The 23,759-nt window shown below is 65.3% G+C and carries 21 protein-coding genes; 5 read left to right on the top strand and 16 right to left on the bottom strand.

Translation table 11 applies throughout. The features are described from left to right. Window positions 1–5: 5 nt before the first annotated feature. Entirely contained in the window at window positions 6–2,291 is a 2,286-nt protein-coding gene (locus tag D618_RS0117065) for a TonB-dependent receptor (RefSeq protein ID WP_017672754.1), read from the bottom strand. 121 nt (window positions 2,292–2,412) lie between these two features. Continuing rightward, the gene (locus tag D618_RS0117060; protein WP_017672753.1) at window positions 2,413–3,030 is read right to left on the bottom strand and encodes a TetR/AcrR family transcriptional regulator; all 618 of its coding nucleotides are present in this window, start codon (window positions 3,028–3,030) and stop codon (window positions 2,413–2,415) included. Window positions 3,031–3,242: 212 nt separating this feature from the next. On the opposite strand from D618_RS0117060, the gene D618_RS0117055 reads away from it, so the two are divergent. Beyond that, complete coding sequence (locus D618_RS0117055; protein ID WP_017672752.1) at window positions 3,243–4,439, top strand: alpha-hydroxy-acid oxidizing protein; 1,197 nt, start codon at window positions 3,243–3,245, stop codon at window positions 4,437–4,439. Between the two features lie 85 nt (window positions 4,440–4,524). Further along, a complete protein-coding gene (locus D618_RS0117050) occupies window positions 4,525–5,616 on the top strand; it encodes an NADH:flavin oxidoreductase (protein WP_017672751.1) in 1,092 nt (363 codons plus the stop codon). Window positions 5,617–5,635: 19 nt separating this feature from the next. On the opposite strand, the gene D618_RS0117045 is transcribed toward D618_RS0117050, so the two are convergent. The 11 genes from D618_RS0117045 to D618_RS0116995 form a co-directional block, all read right to left on the bottom strand. Then, entirely contained in the window at window positions 5,636–6,415 is a 780-nt protein-coding gene (locus D618_RS0117045) for a thioesterase family protein (protein WP_017672750.1), read from the bottom strand. Beyond that, the gene (locus D618_RS0117040) at window positions 6,415–6,933 is read right to left on the bottom strand and encodes a nuclear transport factor 2 family protein (RefSeq protein WP_017672749.1); all 519 of its coding nucleotides are present in this window, start codon (window positions 6,931–6,933) and stop codon (window positions 6,415–6,417) included. The genes D618_RS0117045 and D618_RS0117040 overlap by 1 nt, the downstream gene beginning before the upstream one ends. Further along, entirely contained in the window at window positions 6,930–8,039 is a 1,110-nt protein-coding gene (locus tag D618_RS0117035; RefSeq protein WP_017672748.1) for an acyl-CoA dehydrogenase, read from the bottom strand. Before D618_RS0117035 ends, D618_RS0117040 begins: the two co-directional genes overlap by 4 nt. A gap of 4 nt (window positions 8,040–8,043) precedes the next feature. Continuing rightward, a complete protein-coding gene (locus D618_RS0117030) occupies window positions 8,044–9,231 on the bottom strand; it encodes an acyl-CoA dehydrogenase family protein (protein ID WP_017672747.1) in 1,188 nt (395 codons plus the stop codon). After that, a complete protein-coding gene (locus D618_RS0117025; protein WP_017672746.1) occupies window positions 9,221–10,123 on the bottom strand; it encodes an SMP-30/gluconolactonase/LRE family protein in 903 nt (300 codons plus the stop codon). The genes D618_RS0117030 and D618_RS0117025 overlap by 11 nt, the downstream gene beginning before the upstream one ends. A 129-nt stretch (window positions 10,124–10,252) precedes the next feature. After that, window positions 10,253–11,002 carry a helix-turn-helix domain-containing protein gene (locus tag D618_RS0117020; protein WP_017672745.1) on the bottom strand — a complete coding sequence of 250 codons (750 nt, stop codon included), beginning with the start codon at window positions 11,000–11,002 and terminating at the stop codon, window positions 10,253–10,255. 70 nt (window positions 11,003–11,072) lie between these two features. Continuing rightward, window positions 11,073–11,594, bottom strand: a complete 522-nt coding sequence (locus tag D618_RS0117015) for a hypothetical protein (RefSeq protein WP_017672744.1) — start codon at window positions 11,592–11,594, stop codon at window positions 11,073–11,075. After that, window positions 11,588–12,301 carry an SDR family oxidoreductase gene (locus tag D618_RS0117010; RefSeq protein ID WP_017672743.1) on the bottom strand — a complete coding sequence of 238 codons (714 nt, stop codon included), beginning with the start codon at window positions 12,299–12,301 and terminating at the stop codon, window positions 11,588–11,590. The genes D618_RS0117015 and D618_RS0117010 overlap by 7 nt, the downstream gene beginning before the upstream one ends. A 4-nt stretch (window positions 12,302–12,305) precedes the next feature. Beyond that, window positions 12,306–13,904, bottom strand: a complete 1,599-nt coding sequence (locus D618_RS0117005) for an acyl-CoA synthetase (RefSeq protein ID WP_017672742.1) — start codon at window positions 13,902–13,904, stop codon at window positions 12,306–12,308. Between the two features lie 8 nt (window positions 13,905–13,912). After that, on the bottom strand, window positions 13,913–14,677 hold the full coding sequence (locus D618_RS0117000; protein WP_017672741.1) for an enoyl-CoA hydratase/isomerase family protein: 765 nt from the start codon (window positions 14,675–14,677) through the stop codon (window positions 13,913–13,915). A 124-nt stretch (window positions 14,678–14,801) separates the two neighbouring features. After that, entirely contained in the window at window positions 14,802–16,349 is a 1,548-nt protein-coding gene (locus tag D618_RS0116995) for a glucose 1-dehydrogenase (protein WP_026091818.1), read from the bottom strand. Between the two features lie 191 nt (window positions 16,350–16,540). Between D618_RS0116995 and D618_RS0116990 the strand changes: the two genes are divergently transcribed. The 3 genes from D618_RS0116990 (at window position 16,541) to D618_RS0116980 (ending at window position 21,452) form a co-directional block, all read left to right on the top strand. After that, window positions 16,541–17,296, top strand: a complete 756-nt coding sequence (locus D618_RS0116990) for a glucose 1-dehydrogenase (protein WP_017672739.1) — start codon at window positions 16,541–16,543, stop codon at window positions 17,294–17,296. A gap of 234 nt (window positions 17,297–17,530) precedes the next feature. Continuing rightward, the gene (locus tag D618_RS0116985; protein WP_238550709.1) at window positions 17,531–19,720 is read left to right on the top strand and encodes a TonB-dependent receptor; all 2,190 of its coding nucleotides are present in this window, start codon (window positions 17,531–17,533) and stop codon (window positions 19,718–19,720) included. A gap of 82 nt (window positions 19,721–19,802) precedes the next feature. Beyond that, window positions 19,803–21,452 carry an NAD(P)/FAD-dependent oxidoreductase gene (locus D618_RS0116980; protein WP_017672737.1) on the top strand — a complete coding sequence of 550 codons (1,650 nt, stop codon included), beginning with the start codon at window positions 19,803–19,805 and terminating at the stop codon, window positions 21,450–21,452. A 134-nt stretch (window positions 21,453–21,586) separates the two neighbouring features. On the opposite strand, the gene D618_RS0116975 is transcribed toward D618_RS0116980, so the two are convergent. The 3 genes from D618_RS0116975 to D618_RS18805 form a co-directional block, all read right to left on the bottom strand. Next, on the bottom strand, window positions 21,587–22,378 hold the full coding sequence (locus D618_RS0116975; protein WP_026091817.1) for a helix-turn-helix domain-containing protein: 792 nt from the start codon (window positions 22,376–22,378) through the stop codon (window positions 21,587–21,589). Between the two features lie 145 nt (window positions 22,379–22,523). After that, window positions 22,524–23,153 carry a methyltransferase domain-containing protein gene (locus tag D618_RS0116970; RefSeq protein WP_017672735.1) on the bottom strand — a complete coding sequence of 210 codons (630 nt, stop codon included), beginning with the start codon at window positions 23,151–23,153 and terminating at the stop codon, window positions 22,524–22,526. 87 nt (window positions 23,154–23,240) lie between these two features. Then, complete coding sequence (locus tag D618_RS18805) at window positions 23,241–23,678, bottom strand: hypothetical protein (protein WP_152414813.1); 438 nt, start codon at window positions 23,676–23,678, stop codon at window positions 23,241–23,243. Window positions 23,679–23,759 lie beyond the last annotated feature (81 nt).

The raw sequence follows: 23,759 nt of genomic DNA, 5'->3' as shown, positions 1-23,759 counted from the left end.
CCCGATCAGAATTCGGCGCCGAGCGTGATGCCATAGGTGCGCGGGGGCCGCAGCGATCCCACCGACACGAAGCTGTAAAGCGGCGCAGCGATGATCGTGTTGGCCAGCGCGAATTTGTCGGTCAGGTTCTTGCCCCACAAGGCCAGCGACCAGCGTTCGTCGGGCGAACGATAGGTGACGCTGGCGTTGACCAGAGCGAAGGCTTCCTGCCGCGCATCGTTGTTGTTGAACTCGGTGAAGAACACCTCGTCCTGCAGATTGATGTCGGCGGCCAGATCGAGGAACCCGGAATCGCCCAGTTCGAAGCGCTGGTCGACGAAGGCCGCGACCGTGTACTTGGGGGCGTTGGACAGCCGGTTGCCCGACAGGTCGACCAGGCCCGGATCAGTGGAGCAGGTGGGATATTGAGGGCGAGCCGCGTTGCCAGCCGCGTAATAGCCGTTGCAGAAATCCTGGTATTTCGCGTTCAGATAGGTGCCGTAAATGCGCACCGTGGTGTTCTGCGCGGGGCGGATGGTCGCCTCAAGCTCGACGCCATAGTTGCGCGCCGCTGCAGCATTGATCGTTTCCACGATGCTGTTGGCGTTGACGAAGCCCACCTGCAGGTTGGTATAATCGTAATAGAAGGCCGCGCCGGCAAAGCCGAACGTCCGGTCTGCAGTTTCGCCGCGGAAACCGGCCTCATAGCTCCATACATATTCAGGATCGATCACCGCATTGGCGCTGCCGATGTTGACCACGCCCGATTTGAAGCCGCGCGTGGCCTTGCCGTAGAACAACGTGCCGCCGGGCGTGCGGTATTCGATCGCGAACTTGGGCGTGATCGCGTTCCAGCTGCCGGTCTTGTCGGTGGGGATGTCGAGCCCCTGCGCATCGAACGTGAACCGTCCCACGCCTGCGCGCTCTTCCCAGTTGTACCGCGCGCCTGCCGTGATCGTCAGATCGGGCAGGATCTCGAGCGCTGCCTCGAGATAGGCGCCCGCCGCCTTGGTCTTCACCGTGCCGCGCTGCAGGTAGAAGCCGTTGTCGAACAGGTTGCCGGGCAGGTTGGTGCCCAGCGCGATGTTGAAAAAACGGGCGAGGTTCACTGTGGGCACGCGCACTTCGCCGAACAGCTTCTCCTCGAAATAGGTCGCACCGCCCAGCAGCGTCAGGTTGTTTGCCTTGTAGGTGAAGTTCACTTCCTGGCTGAACGACTTGCTGTCTTCGGTATAGTTGTTCTGACCGAAGGCATTGATGTCGCTGATATCGAGGTCATTGCGGTTGAAGCGCTCGAACTCGCGGTACGCCGTGGTGGAGACGAGCGAGAAATCGCCCGAATTCCAGGTCAGGACACCCTGGATGCTTGACCCGTCGCGCTTGTTGATCGCGTCTTCGTTCGAATAGATGTTGCGCAGGTTCGGCGTTTCGCCGCGCGCTGCATAGAAGTCGAAGATCGTCCGCCCGCCCAGCAGCTTCGATGCCAGCACCGCCTCGGGGGCGACCGTGGGGCCGAAATAGTGGAATGCGTAGTTGTTGTCGTCTTCCTTGAAATGATCGGCGACGATCAGCAGCTCAAGGTCCGGCGAGAACTTGGCGAGCAGCGAACCGCGAATGGCATAGGCGTCGCGGTCATCGACAGGATTGCCGGTGAACAGGTTGGTGCCAAAGCCATCGCGCTTTTCATATTTGCCCGCGACGCGCGCCATCAGCGTGTCGCCCGCAATCGGGCCACCCAGGGCGCCCTCGACCGTGAGGGCATCATAGTTGCCATAGGTGGCGCGGGCAAAGCCGCCCCATTCGGCGGTGGGCCGTCCGGTGACGATGTTGATGACGCCGCCGGTGGCACCGCGACCATAAGTCGTTCCCTGCGGTCCGCGCAGCACCTCGATCTGCTGGACGTCATAAAAGCCGCTGAGCTGCGCTGCCGGGCGGCTGATCATCGCGCCGTTCTGAAGGAACGCGACGGCACCATCGGCACCCAGATCGATGCTGGTCAGGCCGATGCCGCGAATGAAGGTACGGTTGACGCCGAACTGATCGCCCACGGACAGGTTGGGAATGGCCGCAGCCAGGTCGCCGGCATTCTCGATGCCGCCTGCACCAAAATCCTCGGCGCCAAGGACAGAGATCGACGCGCCGGTATCCTCCAGCGACTTGCCGGACCGGGTCGCGGTCACGATGATCGTGCTGTCTTCGCCGCCTTCCTGCTCGGTGGCGCCCTGGCTTGCCTCTTGCGCAAACGCTGGTGAAGCGATGCCAAAGGACGCCAATGCCGTAGCCGACAGCAGATGTTTGATGTTCGCCTTCATGTTCAACCTCCCTAATTTACCGGCTCTATAATTTTCTACCGGTCAGTATCTTGTGTTACGGCTATGGTTGTGGTCCCAAATCGACCAGTCCAGGCCTTGCTGTTTTTAGAACCTTTTGCCGCTATTCCGCGCCGGCAAGCCGCAGCGCGGCCTGCACGAGATATTCGACCACCTCTTCAGCGGATCGCTGTCCATTGGGCGAATACCAGGTGGGGATCCAGCTGATGAGACCGCCGATCCACACCGCGACAAACGGGTCGATATCCTCGCGAAACTCGCCGCTGGCGACGCCTTCGCGGATCATCTCGCCGATCTGGTGATCGAAACTGTGGCGCAGCCGAAGCAGGCGTTTGCTGTCGTCCGCGCTGAGATGCTTCATCTCGCGCAGGTACACGACGACATATTCCTGCCGGTCGATGACGATCTGCCCGACCTTGCGCACGACCTCGGCCAGACGGGCGCGGTGGCTGGCATGCGTATCCGCCAGCACGATCTCCAGCACCGCCAGCGCCTCACTGATGCCCACCTCGCAGATCGCCGCGAGGATCGCCTCCTTGTTCTTGAAATAGGAATAGAGGAAGGGCTTGGTGACGCTGAGCTGGTTCGCGACATTGTCGAGCGTGCAGCTGCTGTAGCCGCGTTCGTAGAACAGGTGGCTGGCCACCTCGACGATGCGGTTGGTCTTGAATGCGATGAATTCGGATTTCAGCGAGCCGCTGGAGGCAGCGGGCCGGGTCATGGGATCACTAGGCATGGCCAGGGTCATAGCATTGACCTGAGGCAGCCGGATAGTGACATCATAACCTCCCTCTGCGGCGCCATTCTGTCGATGGCAGCTCGTGGCAGAGTTATGCCGCAAATCATATCTACCTGCTAGTAGTTTTTATATGATGCTGGTAACTTTCTCCCGACAGCCAGGCAGGCGCGTGTAAAAGTGCCGCCAACGATGGAATGGGAGACGGTGCAGTGGCGCATTATGGTGATCTACAAACGCATATCTATCAGGCCGGTCTGCGCGGGATTCTCCCCGACTTTCCGGTCGATTTCGCGACGCTTGAAAAGCGCGCGGAAAATGCGCTGGCGCCGTCGATCCTCAATTATGTCCAGGGTGGCTGCGGCGATGAACATACGCAGCGGTCCAATGCCAGCGCGTTTCACCACTGGGGCATGGTGCCGCGCATGCTGGTGGATTGCAGCACGCGCGATCTGTCGATCGAGCTGTTCGGATTGGGCCTGCCATCGCCGATTTTCATGGCTCCCATCGGCGTCAACGGAGAAATGACGCAGGACCGGCGCGGCGACATGGCGGCAGCAACGGCATCGGCGATGACCGGCGTTCCCTTTTGCGCCTCCACGCTGGCGAACAGTCCGCTGGAAGAGGTCGCCGAAGCTGCCGGGGATACGCCTGGCTTCTTCCAACTGTACACGCCCAAGAATCCCGACCTGACCGTCAGCCTCATTCGCCGTGCCGAAGCCGCCGGGTACAAGGCACTGGTGATCACGCTCGATACCTGGGTCACCGGCTGGCGACCGCGCGATCTGAATACATCCAATTTCCCGCAGCTGCGCGGCAAGGTGCTGGAGAACTATTTTTCCGATCCCGTGTTCCGCTCGCTGCTGGCGCGCCCGCCCGAAGAGGACATCGCCGCAGCGGTGCAGGCCTGGGCCGCCGTCTTCGGCAAGGTGCTGACCTGGGACGATATCGCCTGGTTCAAGTCGATCACGCATTTGCCGATCGTGTTGAAGGGCATCTGCCACCCTGACGACGCGCGCCGGGCAGTCGACCATGGTGTCGACGCCATCTATTGCTCCAACCATGGCGGGCGTCAGGCCAATGGCGGGATCGCGGCGATCGACATGCTGGGCGATGTGGTGAAGGCTGCGGGCGATGTGCCAACGCTGTTCGACAGCGGCGTGCGTTCGGGAAGCGATGTGATCAAGGCGCTGGCGTTAGGCGCAAAGGCCGTCGGGATCGGGCGGCCCTATGCTTATGGCCTCGCGATCGGTGGCGCCGAGGGCGCTGCGCACGTGCTCCGGTCGATCCTTGCCGAGGCCGACCTGCTGATGGCGGTCAATGGCTATCCCGATCTGGCCGCAGTGGCGCAGGCAGGCGCGCGCAGGGTGGCAGCGGCGGATCATCGCGCATGAGATAAACCGTCGCTGATGCCACGATCGGCTGCGGCATAGCGCGGGCAGGGGCAAGCTGCGCCCCTGCATTAAGGGGATCATCAGCATGCCAGTGCCCAGCCTTTTTTCACCCTGCCAGATCGGCGCTCTGCCGCTGAGCAGCCGCCTGGTCATGGCCCCGATGACGCGGCGGATGAGCCCCGGCGGGGTTCCGGGCGCCGATGTCGCAGCCTATTATCGCAAGAGGGCAGAGGGCGGGGTGGGACTGATCATCTCGGAGGGTACAGGCATTGCTGATCCAGCGGCGCTGGCCGAACGGGGCGTGCCGGAGTTCCATGGCGAAGGCCTTGCCGGATGGGCTGGCGTGCTCGCCGCGGTGCATGGTGCAGGCGGCAGGATGTTCCCGCAGCTGTGGCATGTCGGCAGCGCGCGCAGACCCGACCAGACCGACACACCGCAGGTGCCCGCCGTCTCGCCCTCCGGCCTGTTTGCGCCGGACAAGCCGAACGGCAAAATGCTCGACGAGGCGCGCATCGCTGCGATCATCGCCGCATTTGGCGATGCCGCTGCCGATGCCCGGCGGCTGGGTTTTGACGGGATAGAGCTGCATGCGGCGCACGGCTATCTGATCGACCAGTTCTTCTGGGGCCCAACCAACCGGCGCACCGACATCTGGGGGCGGGAACCGTGGCGCTTTGCGCGCGAGATCATCGCCGAATGCCGCAGGCGGACCGCGCCGGACTTCCCGATCTGCCTGCGCTTTTCGCAATGGAAGCAGCAGGATTATCCCGCGCGCCTGTTCGATACGCCGCAGCAGCTCGAAGCGTTCGTGGCGGAAATGACCGATGCGGGGACGGACATCTTCCACTGTTCCACCCGCCGCTTCTGGGAACCCGAATTCGCCGACAGCCGGATGAACCTTGCCGGGTGGACGCGTCGGCTTTCCGGCAAGCCCGTAATCACCGTAGGGTCGGTCGGGCTGGACGAGGATTTCCTGGTGACGCGTGTCGGCGATGATCCGGTGGCCGACAGCGCGCGGCTGGACTTGCTCGAGCATATGCTGGCAACCGGCGAGGTTGATCTGGTGGCGGTGGGCCGCGCGCTGATCGGCGATGCGCAATGGGGCCACAAGATGCGCGCAGGACAGCTGGATCGCATCACGCCGTTCACGCGAGAGGCGCTGGCGCGGCTCGATTAGGGGGGCAGAGCCCGCCCGATCAGGCGGGATTGAACAGCAGCGTCTGCCCGCCGGTGGCGAGCAACTGGCCGTTTTCGCTCCACAGATCGACACGGCCCTGCGCGAAACCGGAAGCGGCAGCGGTGATCGTGATATCGCACAGGCACCATCCCGGCGGCGCGGTGCTCACCATGCGCAGGCTGTTGTCGACGCTGTTGCCGCCGCCGGGCCTGCCGCTGACCCTGCCCAGCGCGACGGGGATGAAGTCTGCAAACAGCGCGAGGCTCGCCGTATCGATCGGCCCTGCCGCCTTGCGCCGCAGCCAGAAGCGGGCGCGCCCGGTGGGCAGATCATCTGCGGGCAGCTCGCGAACCTCCATGCTCGCCAGGAATTGCGCCTTGTCGTCCTGGCGCGGCAGGCTGGTGCTGGGCGGGCAGCTTCCGGGGGGCGGAACGTCAGGTGCACGCGCCCATTGCTGCGCAGCAATTCCCGCCCGCGCACCCAGCGTCACACCGGCCTGAAGCACCAGGCGTTCGCCGACATGGCCGGTGACCTGCACCTGGGCGAGCGTCTTGCCGGCCTGCAGCACGGTCACCGCCAGATCGAGCGTCTGGCCCAGCGGGGTAAAGCTGACGAACTGCAACGATCCCTGCACCACCGCGCGCCCGGTCGTCGCTGCGGCCGCGTCCAGCGCCAGCGCGAGGCTCGCCCCGCCGAACAGATAGGCATGGCCCGGCGGTCCCACCGCCAGCTCCGGCCCGATGGCGATGGCGTAACGGCCATCACCCCGGTCGATCAACTCGGCAAAGCCTGAGGTCATTACAGGCGGTAGACCGGGTCGTCAGGCCAGCGACCGCCCACCGGCTTGCGCGCACCGAAACGTTCGTCCTCGGTACCCGGCGGCAACGGCATTTCCTCGACCCAGTCGAACACCACCAGTCGGTTGAGCACGCGCCATTCGCCGTCGCGCTCCACAAACCAGTCGAGATAGCGGCCCTTCATGTCCCATTGGGTGAGCTGGCCATCGGCGCCCGGCTGACGCTGGAAGGCGGAGAAATAGCTCTCCACCGCCGCGCCGCCCTCGCGGAACTCGATCAGCACATTGTGGATCTGGTGAATGCCGCGTTCGATATGCGGCAGCGTCTTCATCGCCCAGGCAATGAAGCCTTCGGCGCTGCCATTATAAGGGCCGTGATTGTCGGTCCCATCGGGCCAATAGGCAGAGCGCAGCATGGCCTCGTCGGCGCGGTCGATGCCGCGACAATAGCGGTACAGGCAATCGCGGATGCGCTCGCGCGCGATCAGTTCGGCCAGTGTGGACTGCAGATCGGGGGTCATGCGGCAAACCTCATGCGATGGTGATCGACCGAACCATGGGCGATGGCAAGCATCATCTGCCGCTTGAGATGGTGGCTGACGATCAGCTCGTCGCTGAAGCCGACCCCGCCGTGCAGCTGCACGGCCTGCTGGCCGACATAGACGCCGCATTCGCCGATCCGTACCTTGGCAGCAGAGACCGCGCGCTGGAACTGGGCCTGACCCTGGGCGAGCGACAGCGCGATATGGCACAGCATCGCGCGCGCTTCCTCGCAGGCCACGGTCATGTCGACCATGCGGTGCTGCAGCACCTGGAAGCTGCCGATCGGTCGCCCGAACTGTTCGCGGGTGCGCAGATACTCGAGCGTGATCGCGCTCACCGCCTCCATCGATCCGACCGCTTCGGCCAGATACGCGCAGTTTGCGCGGGCGACCGCCGCCTCGATGTCCGCCAGCGCATTGCCTTCCGCGCCGATCAGCTGCCCGGCCACGCCGTCCAGCTCCAGCCGCGCGTGGCGATGGCCGTCGATGCCGCGGAACCGCTCGACCCTCAGCCCCGGAACGGTCGCCGCAACGAGGAACAGCGAGATGCCGGTCCGGTCGGCTGTTTCCCCGCCGGTGCGGGCGGGCACGATGAACCAGTCGGCATCGCCGCCATCCTCGACATGCGCCTTGGCCCCGTCGAGCGTCCAGTGATCCCCCGCAACCGCAGCGCGCGTGGCAATATGGTGCAAGTCATAGCCGCCGTCATCTTCCAGCAGCGCAGCAGCGACAAGGGTCTCGCCGGTGCCGATCTGCTCGATCAGATCGTACTGGCCATCGCCGCCCCGCGCGAGCAGGGCCGGCGCGAGCACGCAGGCGGCCACATAGGGTCCGGGCACGAGGTTCCGGCCAAAGCCTTCGCCCAGCGCCATCAGCTCGGCAATGCCGCCGCCAAGGCCGCCGCACTCTTCGGCAATCGGCAGCAGCAGCCAGCCGAGCTCTGCCATCTTCGCCCAGCTCGCAGCTTCCCCGCTGCGCCCCTGCTGGATCAACCGGTGGCGCTCGGTCGGCGGAAAATGCTCCTGGCCAAAGCGCAGGACGCTGTCGAGCAGCATTGCCTGCTCGTCGGAATAGGTGAAACGCATCGCGTTATCCCTTCAGGCCCAGCGCGCGCTGGGCGATGATGTTGTGCTGAATTTCGCTAGAGCCGCCATAGATCGAGGTGACCCGCGCATAGAGCGCGCCCTGCATCGCGTACGGCATGTCGGCAGGCAGGGCGTAACCGTTGTCGAGCGGCGCGAAATGCGCTGCCTGCGGGCCCAGTGCGCCGACCCACAGGGCGGTGCCCGCCTGCGAGAGCTGCGACCAGCGCAGCTTGATCATCGACCCCAGCGGACCGGAATCGACCCCCGCTGCGGCATCGGCCATCACCTTGAGCACCATCGTCTGCAGCGCGATAACCTCGATCTCGTACTGCGCGAGCTTGGCCTTGAAGCCGGGCTTGTCGATCAGCGGCACGCCGCCGATCGTCCGCCGCGTGGCCGCCTCGCGGATGCCCTTGACCGTCTGCACCAGAAAGATCGCGACCGAAGCGGTGACCATCCGTTCGCGGTCGAGCAGAACCTTCCCATATTCCCAGCCGCGCCCTTCCTCGCCCACCAGCTGGGCCACGGGCACGCGGACGTCGTCGAGGAACATCTCGTTGGTGTGGTGCTTCTCGTCCATCGTGGCGACCGGGCGGATGGTGATCCCCGGCGTCTTCATGTCCATCAGCAGCAGCGAAATGCCCTGTTGCCGCTTGGGCTCGTCAGAGGTGCGGGCGAGCACGAAGCAGTGGCTGGCGACATGGCCATAGCTGGTCCACGCCTTCTGCCCGTTGAGCACATAATCATCGCCTTCGCGCACCGCGCGGGTGCGCAGCGAGGCGAGGTCGGACCCGGCATTGGGTTCGGAATAACCCTGGCACCACCAGTCATCGGCGTTGATGATGCCGGGCAGATAGCGGTCCTTCAGCGCCTGGCTGCCATAGGTGAAGATGATCGGGCCGATCAGTTCCAGTCCCTGATGGAATTGCGCGGGCGCATCGGCGGCGGCAGCTTCGGTCCAGAAGATGTACTGGCGGATCGGGCTCCAGCCGGTGCCGCCATATTCCACCGGCCAGGTCGGCGCGCCCCAGCCGCGCTCGGCGAGGCTTTTCTGATAGGCGATCAGCTCTTCGGGGTGCAGCCGCAGCCCGGCGCGCACCCGGGTGCGCCATTCGGGCGGAATGCCGGTGGCGAAGAAATCGCGCACCTCCTCGCGGAAGGCGAGGTCGGCGGGGTCGAGTTCAAATTCCATGGTTGCTGCCTGTGTCTGATGGGATGCGCAATCGGCTTTCGGGGAGCCCTGTGACGCCCAGCCCCCGGATGACCGCGATCCGCCCGCCATCGGGATGATCGGTCACCAGATTGTGACCGGAATTGCCGATCGAGGTCACGTAGAGCGTGTCGAGATCGGGGCCGCCAAAGGCCGGGCACGAGGGGAAGGGCATCGGCATGGCGATCCGGCGCAGCAAATTGCCATCGGGGCTGACACAGGCCAGCGCCTGATCGAGCACCAGCGCGATCCACAGGTTGCCATCGGCATCGACCGTCGCGCCGTCGGGTGCCTGGCCGATGCCGGCAAGGTCGATCCGACCGGTCTGCGCTCCGACCGTTCCGGTCGCTGCATCATACGCATGGCAGCGGATGAAGCCGTCGAGGCTGTCCGCACAATACAGGCGGCTGCCATCGGGGGAAAAGCAGATGGCGTTCGATATGCGCATGCCGCCCGCCAGTTCGCGCAGTGTGCCATCGGCGGACAGCTGGAATAGCGATCCGGCCGCGGCGTCGTGCATCCGGGTGTGGCCGCACACATAGCTGCGCCCGCCCCGATCGACCTTGCCGTCGTTGAGCCTGACGGCACCGTCCTGCGCATCCACGCCGAGCAGCCGTTTGGCCTCGCCCGTCTCGGCGTCGATCAAGGCGAAATGATCGGCAAAGGCCGCGATCAGGCCATTCTGCGTCAGCCCGATGCTGCCCACCATGCTGTCATAGGTCCAACTGACCGGGGCCGAACCGTCGGCGGCTGCACTGCAGATGGTCTGGCCGACCGCATCGACCCACCACAGGCGTGCGCGCGCCGGATCCCAGAGCGGGCTTTCGCCCAGCCTGCACCGGAAGTCGCCCAGAAAGCTGATGTCGGTTGCCACGCCTGCGCCTCTCTGCTGCCGGCCTGTGCCGGTTCTTGGAATTGTTGCAGAAGATTATGCAGCGAGTTCGGGCCTGCGCACGTGTTGAGGGCAGGGCGGGCAGACTATCATGTCCGCGATATTGCGCGCCTATCGCGGTGTGGGGCGGAACGAGGTGACCAGATCCTGCAGCGTTTCGACGATGGCATCCTTGCGGTCGGCGATCCGTTCGGCCAGCCCGCCCACGCCCAGCGCCAGCGGCACGCCGCCCAGATCGGCATCCAGCGCCATGGTGATCGAGGACACCGCAGGCGTCGGGCGGTTGGGGACATAGGCATAGCCGACATGGCGGACCCATTCGACCTGCCGCATCAGCTGCGCATAGGAGACCCGTTCCCCGCCGCCGTAATAGGCATTCGAATAGCGGCACAGCTTCTCTATCGCCCGATCGTCCATCCGTGCCATCAGCGACAGGCCCCCGGAGGAATCGACGAGTTTGCGCATGACGCCGACCTGCGGGGCCATCTGGTACTCATGGTCCGGGGTCAGCAGGATGATGTACTGGACGAACAGGTCGTTGCGGGTGATCAGCGCGACGGTTTCGTCGGTGCGGCGCTGCAGCTCTTCCACCAGCTCGCGATAGCCGCCCGCTGCCTGGATATAGTCGGGCAGCCAGTTGCCCAGCTGGCTGACCCGTGTCGTGGGCAGATAGGTCCGGTGGTCGCGGTCGTAGTTGAGATAGCCCATCATCACCATGCTCTTGAGCAGCGCGGTGGTGCTCGATTGCGGATAGCCGAGCGTCGTGTGAATCTCGTGCAGGTGCAGCGGGGTGCGCCGTTCGACGAACAGTTCGAGCACCTCGAACGTCCGGAGCGCCGATTTGACGGCTGGTTGCGACATTCGCGCCTCTCCCCCGTTGCCGCTGTCTGCGCCATCGATCCTGCCCGCGTGCGGGCGGCTCGTAAAGGGGTTATGCCAGCGGGCGGTTGCGCGCCTGGGTCATGCGCAGATTGTCGCCGCCGTCGCAGGGCAGCACCTGGCCGCTCATCGCATCCGATTGCAGCAGCACCGCAGCAAGGCCTGCGGCCCGGACCGCCTGACGATCATCCATGTCGCCAAGAGCAATCATGTTGACCGTCACGCCCTCGCGCATGAATTCCAGCGCGACCGACCGCATCAATCCGGTCGCGCCGGCTGCAAAACCGGCGGACAGGCTGGCATGCCATTGGCCAAATCCCGCCATGGTGCCGATCAGCACGATGCGGCGATGCTGCGGTACCAGCCCGGCGAGCGTGGCGCCCAGCGATGCCAGCGGCTGGATGAGGCCGGCCTCGAGGTCTGCATCGCCCAGCGCATCGAGCGGAGCTGCGCGACCGGGTGGCATGGCATCGACCAGAGCGGCGGCCATGGTGAGGGTGTCGGCGCATTGGCGGTCGACCAGCGCGGCGATGCTGTCTGCCACGCTGCCTGGGTCTGCAACGACGGTCAGCATGGATAGACCCCCAGCGACTTGCCGCCATCGACCAGCAGCACCTGGCCGCTCAGCGCGCGTCCGGCAGGCGAGGCGAGATAGCCTACGGCGCCTGCAATGGTGTCCGGCTGCAACGCCGTGCCGCTCGGCTCCAGCCGCGTCAGGCGTTCGCGCATGCCCGGGGTAAAATCCGCGATCATCCGGGTCTCGACCATGCCGGGTGCGACCGCGTTGACGCTGATGCCGCGCCAGCGCAGCTCCACCGCCATCGCCCGGGTCATGCCGACCACCGCCGCTTTCGACGCAACATAATGCGCAGCGCCCGCCCCACCGAGATAGCCGCGCGAGGCGATGTTTATGATCGCACCGCCCTGCATCCGGCGAGCCGCCTCGCGCGCGACGAGAAACGTCCCCCCGGTATTCACGCGCAGCATCTGCTCGAAGGCGCCCCGCTCGATCTGCTTGAGCGGCAGCAGCTGCGCGGCGATTCCGGCGCAGTTGACCACGACATCGGGCGCGGGCATCGCATCGAGCACGCGGGTGATGTCGTGTGCGTCGGTGACATCGATCACCGCGCCGGTCACGGTATCGGCATGGTCTGTCACCCAGCCGAGCGCGGCTTCGTCCCGGTCTGCCGCCACAACCTGCCAGCCTTGTGCCGCCAGTGTTTCAGCGACGGCGCGGCCGATTCCCTGTGCACCGCCGGTGACGAGAGCCTGCGGGCGCACCGGTTCAGCTCGTCGCTGCCAGCGCCATTTCGGTCGCGCGGCGATAATCGGATTTGCCGCTGGCGTGGCGTGGCAGATCGTCGAGCACGATCATCCGGCGGGGCAGCTTGTAGCGGGCCAGATCGGCTTCCAGAACCGCGCGGGCGCTGGCCTCGTCATAGCCCGGTGCGGTGCGGATCAACGCCACGATGGCCTTGCCCCAGGTCTCGTCGGGAACGCCGACCACGATGGCGTCCTCGATCCCCGGAGCCCGTTTCAGCGCCTCTTCGACCTCTTCGACGAACACCTTCTCGCCGCCGGTGTTGATGCACAGGTTGCCGCGTCCGATCAGCCGGATCAGCCCATCGGCGGTGCGTTCGGCCATGTCGCCGGGGATGGCATAGACGGTATCGTCGATCTGCCGGTAGGTCTGCGCCGTCTTTTCCGGATCGCCGTAATAGCCCAGTGCAAATGGCGGCCTGCGCGCGAGCCAGCCGGTGCCGGGCTCGTCATCGGCGAGCACCCGGTCGGTCTCGACATCGATGATCACCGTCTGTCGGCCCGGCTCGAAATAGCCGGTGGGGGTTGAGCGCAATGCATTGGTGACCGCATAACCAAAGCCCGACGCCTCCGATGCGCCCAGGATGTCGACGAGCGACAGCTGCGGCAGCTGCGCCACCAGCCCGCGCTTGACCTCTTCGCTCCACATCAGGCCGGCAGAGGATATGACCTTGAGGCTCGCGAGATCCCAGCGGCCCGGGTGCGCTTCGAGCGCCTGCAGCATGGGCCGGGCAAAGACATCGCCGACAATCAGGATGCGGCTGACCCGGTGGCGTTCGACCTGATCCCACAATTCGGCAGCGTTGAAACTGTCCTTTTCCAGCAGTACCGCGGTGCCACCCATCAGCAGTTCGGCCATCGAGCTGTTGAGCCCGGCGCCATGCATCAGCGGACAGGCGGGCAGCACCCGGCCCGGCGTGACGTTCGCCGCAACCTGCCGACCATGATCGTCCAGCGTCAGCACCGGCGTGCGGACCGTAGGCGATTCCAGCTGCACCGCGCGGGCATCGCCTGCCGCCCACATCACGCCCTTTGGCCGACCGGTGGTGCCGCCGGTGTACAGCAGATAGCCGTCATCGGCGGACCGCACGATGCCCAGCGGCGCGCCATCGCCCTCGGCCACCATCGCCTCATAGCCATCGCCTTCGCCGCCGATCTGCACCATCAGCCTGAGGTGATCGAGAGCGGCGGGCAGGGGGGCCACGACCGAGGCGAATTCGTCCTGATGGAACAGCGCGGCGGCCTGGCAATCGGCCAGCACATATTCGATCTCGGCGGTGGTGTAGCGATAGTTGATGTTCACATGGGTCAGCCGCGCCTTGAATGCGGCGCACGCGATCTCGATGAACTCGGGAATGTTGCGCGCCAGGATGGCGACCCTGTCCCCGGTCTGCAGCCCGCCTGCCAGCATGGCGCGCGCCAGCCGGTTGGTGCGGGCATCGAAATCGCCCCAGCAGATCGTGCGGTCGCCGCGCACCAGCGCGGGTCTTTCTGCGGGGACATGGGCGGCGGCGATATCGAGCAGATCGCCAAAGTTCCAGTTGCCGGCGCGCGTGCGTGTCATGGCCGGGCTCAGCGTCCCTGGAACACCGGCGGGCGTTTCTCGACGAACGCCGCCACCGCCTCCGCCGCATCGTGCGAGCTTGCCAGCTTGGCGGTGTTGCCCTGTTCGTAGATATAGCCGTCCCGCAGCGTCATGTTCTCGATCGTGCGCATGCTGTCCTTGGCCAGACGGGTGGCGAGCGGGCTCTTGGCGGCGATGTTGCGCGCCATGTCCATCACCCAGGGCATCAGCTCTTCGGGCGGCAGACACGCCTCGATGATGCCGCGCCGATAGAGCTCTTCGGCAGGCGCGCGATAGCCGGTCAGCATCATCCGGCGCACCAGCGAATGTGGCAGGATCCGCTCTGCATGCTTGCCGCCGCCCATCAGGCCGACATCGACCTCGGGCAGGCCGAAGACCGCGTTCTGCGAGGCGACGATGATGTCGCAGCTGGCCACCAGCCCCAGGCCCGCACCAAGCGCCGCGCCGTTGACTGCCGCGATCGTCGGCTTGGCATTGTCCATGATGCAATAGCTGACCTCGCGCACCTTGCGGTTGCGGGCCCAGCGCGCGCCGGGCGCGGACAGGTCGGGCCGGTTGCGCAGGTCTGCGCCAGCCGAAAAGCACTTGCCCGCCCCGGTGAGCACCACCACGCGGACATCGTCGCGGTCGTTGAAGCTGTCGAAGGTGGCGGTGATCTCTTCGATCAGCTCCATGTTCTGGGCGTTGACCGGCGGATTGTCGAGCGTGACCACTGCAACATAATCCGCGACTTCCAACCTGACCTGACTCATCGAAGCTCTCCCACCGTCTTGTTTTGCTGGCCGAAAGATTATGGGGGCAGTGGGGGCTTGGCACCTGCGCCGTGCCGGGACACGCAACTATTGCATATAGGATATGCCATGCGAGCCCGGGCGCTCAGGGCATCGGTGCACCGGCGGGGTGGCCGCTGGCCAGATAGCCGCCATCGGCCTGCACCGTCGTGCCGGTGATATAGGATGCCGCGTCCGATCCCAGAAAGGCGACCAGATCGGCAATTTCCGAAGGCTCGCCCAGCCTGCCCATCGGTATCCGCCCAATCAGCGCATCGAGATCACGCGCGCCCGATGCGATCAGCGCTTCCACCGCGGGGGTGCGGATATAGCCCGGCGCGACCGCGTTGACCCGGATGCCGTGCGTGGCCCATTCGCAGGCCATGCTGCGCGTCAGCATCGATACTGCGGCCTTGGATGCACCATAGGCGTTGCGCCCCGGCAGTCCCAGGCTGGCGGTGATCGAGGACAGGTTGACGATGGCCCCGCCGCCGCTGGCGATCATCATCGGTGCAGCGGCGCGCGCGGCGTGGATGACGCCCTTGACGTTGACGGCGATGGTCCGGCGAAAGTCGGCTGGCGACTGCGCGTGCGTCGGATGGGCAGGATCGACAATGCCTGCGTTGTTGACCAGCAAGGCCACCGGGCCCAGCGATGCTGCAATCCCGGCGATCGCACTGCGGACCGCGTCGGCGTCGGCCATGTCGGCCTGCCAGACGCGATGCGCACAATGGCCTGCTGGCTGCTGATCGATCACCGCCACCTGCCAGCCTTGTGCCGCCAGGCGGTCGGCGATCGCCGCGCCGATGCCGCTCGTCCCGCCGGTCACGCAGGCGACATCGCCCGGACGCGTTGGCCGATGCGGCATTACCGATTCTGACGCCCGGCCCGAACCGCCAAAGGCATCGACCCCGCCATCGACCGACAGCAAGGTTCCGGCAAGATAGGTGGCGCGCGAGACATGATGGACCGCCTCTGCCACCTCGTCGGCGCGGCCCAGTCGGCCAGCGGGGATGGCGCCCGCCACCGCGCCGCGATCGAACCGGCCCTCCCGTTCCAGCGCCAGCAGGATCTCGGTGTCGATATAGCCCGGCAGCACGGCGTTGACCGCAATGCCGTGCGGCGCAAGCTCCACCGCAAGCGCGCGGGTCATGCCGATCACGCCCGCCTTGGTCATGCTATAGGCCGCGCGTCCGGGAAGCGCACGCAGTGCTGCGCCCGAGGCGATGTTGACGATCGCGCCCTGGCCTTGCCGCATCATCGCGTGCACGACGGCGCGGGTCACCAGAAATGGTCCGTCCAGATTGATGCCGAGCAGCCGGTCGATATCGTCGTCGGGCACCTCCAGCAGCGGGCGCGCCATCCGGTCGACCACTCCGGCATTGTTGACGAGCACGTCGATGGGGCCATGCTGCGCCTGCACATCCGCCAGAGCCCTGGCGACCGCAGCCTCATCCGACACGTCCAGGGTGAGCGCGACATGCCGCCCGCCAAGGCTCGCGGCGGCACTGGAACACGCGTCAGCATCCCGGTCGGCGAGAATGACGCGATCTTCGTCGGCGGCAAAGCGCCGAGCGCAGGCCAGGCCGATGCCGCGTGCCGCGCCGGTCACCAGCACCAGCCGCCCGCCCGCGTGTTGAGCCCTGTCCGTCATGTCCGCTCCTTTTGTGCTGCCCTGTATCGGGCTTGCCGCACTTTCGCGCGCGGATCGCGCTGGGGTCAAAGGGCGGCGGAGGGGCAGTCGCGCTTATCATGCACCGAATAATCGCGCTGCCGCCCCAGCGCGGCGTTGCTGGCAGGGCCCGGGCTGCGGCTAGATGCGCGGCAACAAGCGAAAGGACGACGATGGGCGGGGAACTGAGGGACAAGGTTGCAATCATCACCGGCGCGTCGCGCGGGCTGGGCCGCGCGATCGCCGAGCTGTTCGCCGCCGAAGGGGCGGCGGTGGTGCTGGTCGATCTGAAGCCACATTGGGCCGAAGCGGCTGCCGAGGCGATTGCCGCCACCGGAGCGACCGCCATCGGCTATGGCGCGGACGTATCGGACCGCGCGGCACTGACCGCCGTGATCGACGATGCCGCCGCACGCCTGGGGCGCATCGACATTCTGGTGAACAACGCGATGTGGAACCGCTACGACCTGATCGCGGACATCACCCCTGAAACGTTTGCGCGGATGACGGGTGTCGGCCTGGGCGGCATTGTCTGGGGCATCCAGGCAGCAGCGCCGCATATGCCGCCGGGCGGTGCCATCATCAACATCGGGTCGATGGCAGGGCGGTTGGGCAGCACTGGTGCGCTGCTTTATGCTGCGGTCAAGGCAGGGGTCGACGGGCTGACCCGGTCTGCCTCGGTCGAGCTTGGCCCTCGGAAGATCCGGGTCAATGCCATCGCGCCTTCCACGGTGGCAACCGAAGGCGTGCTCGCCATATTGAACGAGGACCAGATCGCCAGGCGCATCACGCAGACCCCGGTAGGGCGGCTGGGCGAGGCGGTGGATATCGCCCAGGCAGCGTTGTGGCTGGCAGGGGAGCGATCCTCCTTCGTCACCGGCCAGTCGATCGCGGTCGATGGCGGCATCGGCCATACGCTGGCGCGCTGAGGCTGGTTGTCGATCCGGTGTGCTGCGCCTGGCACATCGCAAATCGCCCTTATGATTATCGCGGCTGGACAGGGCCTGCAGGTTGCCTGTTCGGGCCCAATGCTGAGAAATCACACCACTGAAAAAGACGCCAAACCCGCATTGTCGCGCAGCAAATGACCGTCAGGCCTGATCGGCTTGTCGCGCCCCGAGCTCGCGTCCTTTCGGGAAAACATAACACAGGAGGGGATGAATATGTTGAAGGTCAGCAAGACACGGCTGCGTGTCGGTCTGGGCGGTGCAGCTCTGGTATTGGCCATGGCCAGCCAGGCGCAGGCACAGGATATTGAAAGCGCGTCCGAGGCCGCTGAAGGCCCGAAATCGGCTTTCGACGAGATCGTCGTGACCGCCACCAAAAAGGCCAATGCGCAAAATGTGCAGGACGTCGCCATCGCCGTCACCGCCTTTGGCGCCGACCAGCTCGAAAACCAGCATATCCGCACGCTCGACAACCTGAGCTACAGCGCGCCCAACGTGCAGCTCGATGATGTCGGCACCGCGCCGGGCTTTGCCAATTTCTCCATTCGCGGTCTGGGCATCAACAGCTCGATCCCCTCGATCGATCCGACCGTCGGCGTGTTCGTCGATGGCGTCTATATGGGCATCAGCGCGGGCATCCTGTTCGACACCTTCGACCTTGAGGGTGTTGAGGTGTTGCGCGGGCCGCAGGGTCTGCTGTTCGGCCGCAACGTGACCGGCGGTGCGGTCGTGGTCCGCTCGTCTACTCCGGGCAATGATCTCAAGGTCGAAGGCCGCGTGGCGGTGGAGTCCGGGCTCAACAAGATTGTCAGCGGGGTCGTGTCAGGCCCGATCATCGAGGACAAGCTGGCGGCCAAGCTGGCGGTCTATTACAATGACGACGACGGCTATTTCACCAACCAGTTCAATGGCAACACCGATTTCGGCGCGTCGGAAACGCTGATCGTCCGCGCCGCACTCAACTTCACCCCCAGCGATACCGTGAGCATCGTCGGGCGCTACGAGCATGGCCGGGTGCGCGGCGATGGCGCGGTGGTCAGCAACTTCGGCCTGTTCCGGCGCGAGAGCTTCGGCATCAGCGTCGATGAAGAGGGCGAGACCCGCAACGACTGGAACCAGGCCTCGGTCGAGATCAACATCGATACCGCGTTTGGCGATGGCAAGATCACCAACATTGCCGCCTATCGCGATTATAGCGGCTTTGTGGTCAGCGACATCGATTCCTCGCCCGCCTTCACCTTCCACGCCGATACGCTGACCCGCCAGAATCAGTTCAGCAACGAACTGCGCTATGCCGGCACCTTCGGTTCGGTCGATGTCACCACCGGGCTGTATTATTTCGAGCAGGACATCGACTATATCGAGCTGCGCAGGCTGGCAGGCGGCGCGCTGCGCATTTCCGGCGGTGGCAAGCAGGCACAGACGACGTTCGGCGCGTTTGTCTCCACCGACTGGCGGCTCACCGACACGCTGACGTTGAGCGGCGGCGTGCGCTATTCGTGGGAGAAGAAGCGGGTGCAGGTGCAGAACCTGACCGGCAACCTGTGCGACCCGATCGGAACCAGGACCTGCAGCAGCTATGGTTTCCGGGACGAGCAGAGCTGGGCAGACCCCACATTCCGCGTCGGCCTGCAATGGCAGCCGACGAGCGACACGCTGGCCTATGCGTTCTTTGCGCGAGGCTTCCGCAGCGGCGGCTACAACTTCCGCAACGGCAACCCTGCCGAAGCGCCAGGGCCGTTCGATGCAGAGAAGCAGAACAGCTATGAAATCGGCCTGAAGCAGGATTTCGGCAGCCTGTTGCGGCTCAATGTCGCTGCCTTCCACAACACCGTCTACGGCCTGCAGCGCGAGATCATCCTTCCCGTGCTGCCGCTGGGCACCACCCAGGTCATCCGCAACTCTGCCGATCTGCGGCTGCGCGGTGTCGAAGCCGAAGCGACGCTGCGGATCGGTGATCACCTGACGCTGAACGGGCAGCTGGGCTATACCGATGCGCAATACACCCGCATCTTCTTTGACTTGACCGGTGACCGGGTCATCGATGCCAAGGACTTCGCACTGCGTCCGCCACGGCTTTCGCCCTGGACTTATGGTGTTGCCGCAAACTTCGCGCACGACGTGCGCGGCGGCGGCGAGTTCGGCGCGCGGCTGGCCTATGCCCATCGCGATGCCGCCTGGTCGAACGACAACAACACCGGCCTGCTGAGCGCGGGCGACATCGTCGATGCCAATGTGTCGTTCGAGACCGACAACCGCCGGTGGAAGCTCTCGCTCTACGGCAACAACCTGCTGAACGACCAGACTGAAGGCAATGTCTCGCCGCTGCCGTTTTTCGCAGGCTCCACCTTTTCCTCGATCAACAAGGGCCGGGTGCTCGGGGCGGAACTGATCTTCCGTTACTGATCCAGCCCGCCGGGCGGCATCCAGGCCATCGCCTTGCCGCCCGGCCCCTCCCTGAACCGACCCCAAGACCGGAAAGCACCTTATGCCAGCCCAAGCGAACACTCCCCCGGCCAGCAGCGACCCCATCGCCGTCGACACCCTGGTCGTCGGCGCCGGCTTTGGCGGCATGTATGCCGTCCACAAGATGCGCGAGATGGGTCTGACCGTGATGGGTGTCGAGGCGGGCGGCGATGTCGGCGGGGTGTGGTACTGGAACCGCTATCCCGGCGCCCGCTGCGACCTGATGTGCGTCGATTACAGCTTCGGCTTTTCCGACGACATCCAGCAGGAATGGACCTGGAGCGAGCAGTTTGCTGCCCAGCCTGAAATCCTGGCCTATGCCAATTTCGTTGCGGACAGGCTGGCGCTGCGCCCACTGTTCCAGTTCAACACCCGCGTCACCAAGGCATCCTGGGATGCGACCCGGCAACGCTGGATCGCCCAGACGGACCGGGGCCAGCAGATCGAGGCGACCTATTGCATCATGGCAACGGGACCGCTTTCGGTGCCCAAGGACCCCGAGTTTCCGGGCCTGGCCGATTTCAAGGGCGAGTTGCTGCGCGCGGCGAAATGGCCGCACGATCCGGTCAGCTTCCAGGGCAAGCGCGTCGGGCTGATCGGAACCGGCTCCAGCGGCATCCAGATCGTGCCGGTGGTCGCGCAGGAGGCGGGCGCGCTGCATGTCTTTCAGCGCACGCCCAGCTTCACCATGCCGATGCGCAACAGCGCGCTGGACGCCGACTATGTCGCAGAGCTCAAGCGGCATTATCCAGCGATCCGCGCCGTGGCGCGGGCCAGTCAGCTCGGCGGGGTGCGCCCGGTCACCTCGCGGCCGTTCTTCTCGATCACCCCGGATCAGCGCCAGCGGGTGATGGAAGATGCCTGGGCGCGCGGCGGGCTCGATTTCCTCGGCATGTTCTCCGACCTGCTGACCAACCCCGAGGCCAACGAGCATGTCGCCGAATTCGTGCGCGGCAAGATCGGCGAGACGGTGACCGATCCCGTCGTGGCCGAGAAGCTCAAGCCGCGCGGCTATCCCATTTTCGCGCGCCGCCCGTGCCTGGATACCGGCTATTACGAGAGCTACAACCTGCCGCATGTGCATCTGCACGACTGCCTGGAGCACCCGATCGAGCGTGTCACCGAAAACGGCGTGCTGACCAGCGCGGGCGAAGTGGAGCTGGACATGCTGATCCTCGCCACCGGCTATGATGGCCTGTCGGGCGCGCTGATGGCGTTCGAGGTGGAGGGCCGCGACGGGCAGACTGTGCGTACCAAATGGGTAGGCGGCGCGCGCTCCTATCTGGGGCTGATGATGGCCGGCTTCCCCAATATGTTCATGGTCTGCGGCCCCAATGGTCCGGCAGCGCTCGCCAACATCATCACGCTCGACGAGCAGAACGTGAACTGGATCTGCGACCTGATCGCGCATATGCGCAGCACAGGGATCGCCACCGTCGAGCCCCGGCCCGAAGCCGAGGACAGTTGGATGGAAACCGTGTTCTCGCTGGCGCAGCTCACGCTCGTGTCCAAGGCCAACACCTGGTACACCGGCACCAATGTCGATGGTAAACCGCGCGGGCTGATCATGTATACCGGCGGCTTCTTCCGCTATAACGAGGCGTGCACCGCCGTTGCGCAGTCTGGCTATCCGACGCTGAAGTTCGGCAAGGCGATGGTCGCTGTAGGCTGAGCATACCGGGACCGGGCGGGGCGATGATGGCCCGCCCGCCCAGCGCCGCACCGTCGTTGGCGCAGGCTGCTTTCGGGGTGTATTTCAGGCCGTGAACTGGCGGCAGATCGGCATCCGTGTGCCGACAATTCCCGTCAAGCCGCGTCGCGAAGGGCGTCGGGTCCTTCCGGGCTGAGCGCCTGCCTCGCCCGGAAATTTGCAATGGCGTCGGTCATCGCCTCGATGATGTCGGGCTTGGCGCGGGAAATCCGGTCGGCCAGACCACCGACACCCAATGCCAGCGGAATTCCGTAGAGATCGACGTCGAGCGGCACCGCAATGGAGGCCAGCTCGGGCGTGGGCCGCTTGGGCAGATAGGTGTGACCGACCTGCTGGCTCCAGCGGACCTCGCGCATCAGGTCATCGAACGAGGGAAGAGTGTCACCCCCCAGGCCGTAATGCTTGGTGTAGCGGTAGATCTTGTCGATCTCGCGCTGGCGCATCCGGCTCATCAGCGCGATACCCGACGAGGAATCGACCATCAGCCGCATCGTGCCCTCGTTCGGAGCCATCTTGAATTCGTGATCGGGCGTCTTGAGGATGAGATACTGGATGTACAGGTCGTTCTGCGCGACCAGGCCCACGGTTTCGTCCGTCCGGCGCTGCACCTCGTCGACCAGGCTGACAAGACCTCCTTCGCGGTTCATCATGCTGGGCAGCCAGCTGCCCAGGGCAGAGACCCGCATCGTCGGCAGATAGGTCATCGTGGCGCGATTGTAGTTGAGATAGCCCATCATCACCATGCTCTTGAGCAGATTGGTGGCGCTCGACTGCGGATAGCACAGCGATTTGTAGATCTCGTTCAGCCGGAGCGGGCGCCGCTCTTCCATGAACAGTTCCAGGACCTCAAGCGTGCGGGACGCGGATTTCACCTTCATCCGTTGCATCGTGTCTCTCCCTCGATCTTCGCTGCCGTTTCACACTTGGCTAGCGGCCATTCTAGGGCGCGCGGGGATCGAGACAACGGATGGGGAGCTTATCACATGTGTGATGAAAGACGAGGGCCGGCGCTATGGGGGCTGCAGACGCCGACTAGAGGGCTGGCTTGAACGGGCGGCGCGCCCAATACAGGTGGCACGGCGGAATGTTGCGCCAGACGTAGGAGCGTTCGACTTCGTCGAAGCGCGGGGCAAGCAGCGGAGCGATGGCAGTGCGCATCTGATAGGCGAGCAGCTCTCCGTTCGGGTGCAGGACCTGCGCACTGGCATCGAGCACCTTTGCGCCCTCATCGGGCGACATGGTCGAAAACGGAATGCCCGTCACAATCAGGTCGGCGCTGCCCAATTCGTGCTTGGCGAGGGTCGCCCGAACCGATGCGGCGGAGGTCGTGATCGCGAGCAGGCGCGGATCGTCGATCGTGCGTCGCAAGTGACGGGTGAAATGGGGGCTGACGTCGAGGGTCACCAACCGACTGTCGGCGGGCATCCGGCGCAGCATCGCGCGGGTGAGGGGGCCTGTCCCGGGCCCAAATTCCACAACGACCCTCGCCGTGCTCCAGTCCACCGGGTCCAGCAGCGCATCGACCAGATAGCGCGATGCCGGGAAGGCGGAACCGACCAGGTCGGGCCGGTTCAGAAATTCGCGGGTCGAGACCGAGAGGGCGGACCGCCAGCCTGTACTCCGCGCCCCTGCTAGCCGGGCGGCGTCATAGTTGGTGGCCATTGGTCTCTCTCCGTTGGTTGTCTCACTCTGACCGACCAACGTGCGCGCCTTGCAGGGGTTCCAGATGCGCCAGTTGCACTCGGCGGGCTACCGGTGAGCGGACGCGGGGGCGGGGGCGGGGACGGGGGTATAAGCCTCAAAACGGCCGAGCGCGACGAAACCGGTGGTCATGCCGGGCAGGCTGTCGGCCAGATGCACGATATCGCCCGCGCACAGCATTGATCCGGATGTCCGGGTGATCAGGATCTGGTGCCGCGCCAGTCGCGATCCGCCATGGCGCGGGCGGTTGATCAGCGCCTTTTGGCCGGACAGCTCGTAGACGATGCCTTCGCCCGCGATGATCCTTGTCGATCGCACCCGGTGCAGGGCAATGCAATTGGTGGCCGCGCCGATCTGCTGCGCGGCCTCATCGCTGACCGGCGGTACGAACAGCAGATTGCTGCCGGCGGGCACTGCCGCATCAGGCGCGCTGATCGTCGCGGACAGCAGCGCCATCGCACTCAACTGGGTCAGCACATACGGCACGCGCGGGCACTCCTGGGTCCGTGGATGGTTTTGGGCACCCTGAGGGAAAGGCTGGTCGAACCTTCCCCTCAAGGCACCTCC

It is taken from the genome of Blastomonas sp. AAP53, from assembly GCF_000331245.1.
Lineage (GTDB): Bacteria > Pseudomonadota > Alphaproteobacteria > Sphingomonadales > Sphingomonadaceae > Blastomonas.
This window is presented reverse-complemented; position numbering and strand designations above follow the sequence as displayed.

Bases quoted from the DNA above. Each gene is read 5' to 3' on its own strand.
- D618_RS0117065 (WP_017672754.1), bottom strand. From the start codon at position 2,291: ATGAAGGCGAACATCAAACATCTGCTGTCGGCTACGGCATTGGCGTCC.
- D618_RS0117015 (WP_017672744.1), bottom strand. From the start codon at position 11,594: ATGCTGACCGTCGTTGCAGACCCAGGCAGCGTGGCAGACAGCATCGCC.
- D618_RS0116975 (WP_026091817.1), bottom strand. From the start codon at position 22,378: ATGCAACGGATGAAGGTGAAATCCGCGTCCCGCACGCTTGAGGTCCTG.
- D618_RS0116985 (WP_238550709.1), top strand. From the start codon at position 17,531: ATGTTGAAGGTCAGCAAGACACGGCTGCGTGTCGGTCTGGGCGGTGCA.
- D618_RS0117035 (WP_017672748.1), bottom strand. From the start codon at position 8,039: ATGCGTTTCACCTATTCCGACGAGCAGGCAATGCTGCTCGACAGCGTC.
- D618_RS0117060 (WP_017672753.1), bottom strand. From the start codon at position 3,030: ATGACCCGGCCCGCTGCCTCCAGCGGCTCGCTGAAATCCGAATTCATC.
- D618_RS0116995 (WP_026091818.1), bottom strand. From the start codon at position 16,349: ATGACGGACAGGGCTCAACACGCGGGCGGGCGGCTGGTGCTGGTGACC.
- D618_RS0116990 (WP_017672739.1), top strand. From the start codon at position 16,541: ATGGGCGGGGAACTGAGGGACAAGGTTGCAATCATCACCGGCGCGTCG.
- D618_RS0117020 (WP_017672745.1), bottom strand. From the start codon at position 11,002: ATGTCGCAACCAGCCGTCAAATCGGCGCTCCGGACGTTCGAGGTGCTC.
- D618_RS0116980 (WP_017672737.1), top strand. From the start codon at position 19,803: ATGCCAGCCCAAGCGAACACTCCCCCGGCCAGCAGCGACCCCATCGCC.
- D618_RS0116970 (WP_017672735.1), bottom strand. From the start codon at position 23,153: ATGGCCACCAACTATGACGCCGCCCGGCTAGCAGGGGCGCGGAGTACA.
- D618_RS0117005 (WP_017672742.1), bottom strand. From the start codon at position 13,904: ATGACACGCACGCGCGCCGGCAACTGGAACTTTGGCGATCTGCTCGAT.
- D618_RS0117040 (WP_017672749.1), bottom strand. From the start codon at position 6,933: ATGACCCCCGATCTGCAGTCCACACTGGCCGAACTGATCGCGCGCGAG.
- D618_RS0117045 (WP_017672750.1), bottom strand. From the start codon at position 6,415: ATGACCTCAGGCTTTGCCGAGTTGATCGACCGGGGTGATGGCCGTTAC.
- D618_RS0117055 (WP_017672752.1), top strand. From the start codon at position 3,243: ATGGGAGACGGTGCAGTGGCGCATTATGGTGATCTACAAACGCATATC.
- D618_RS0117000 (WP_017672741.1), bottom strand. From the start codon at position 14,677: ATGAGTCAGGTCAGGTTGGAAGTCGCGGATTATGTTGCAGTGGTCACG.
- D618_RS0117030 (WP_017672747.1), bottom strand. From the start codon at position 9,231: ATGGAATTTGAACTCGACCCCGCCGACCTCGCCTTCCGCGAGGAGGTG.
- D618_RS0117050 (WP_017672751.1), top strand. From the start codon at position 4,525: ATGCCAGTGCCCAGCCTTTTTTCACCCTGCCAGATCGGCGCTCTGCCG.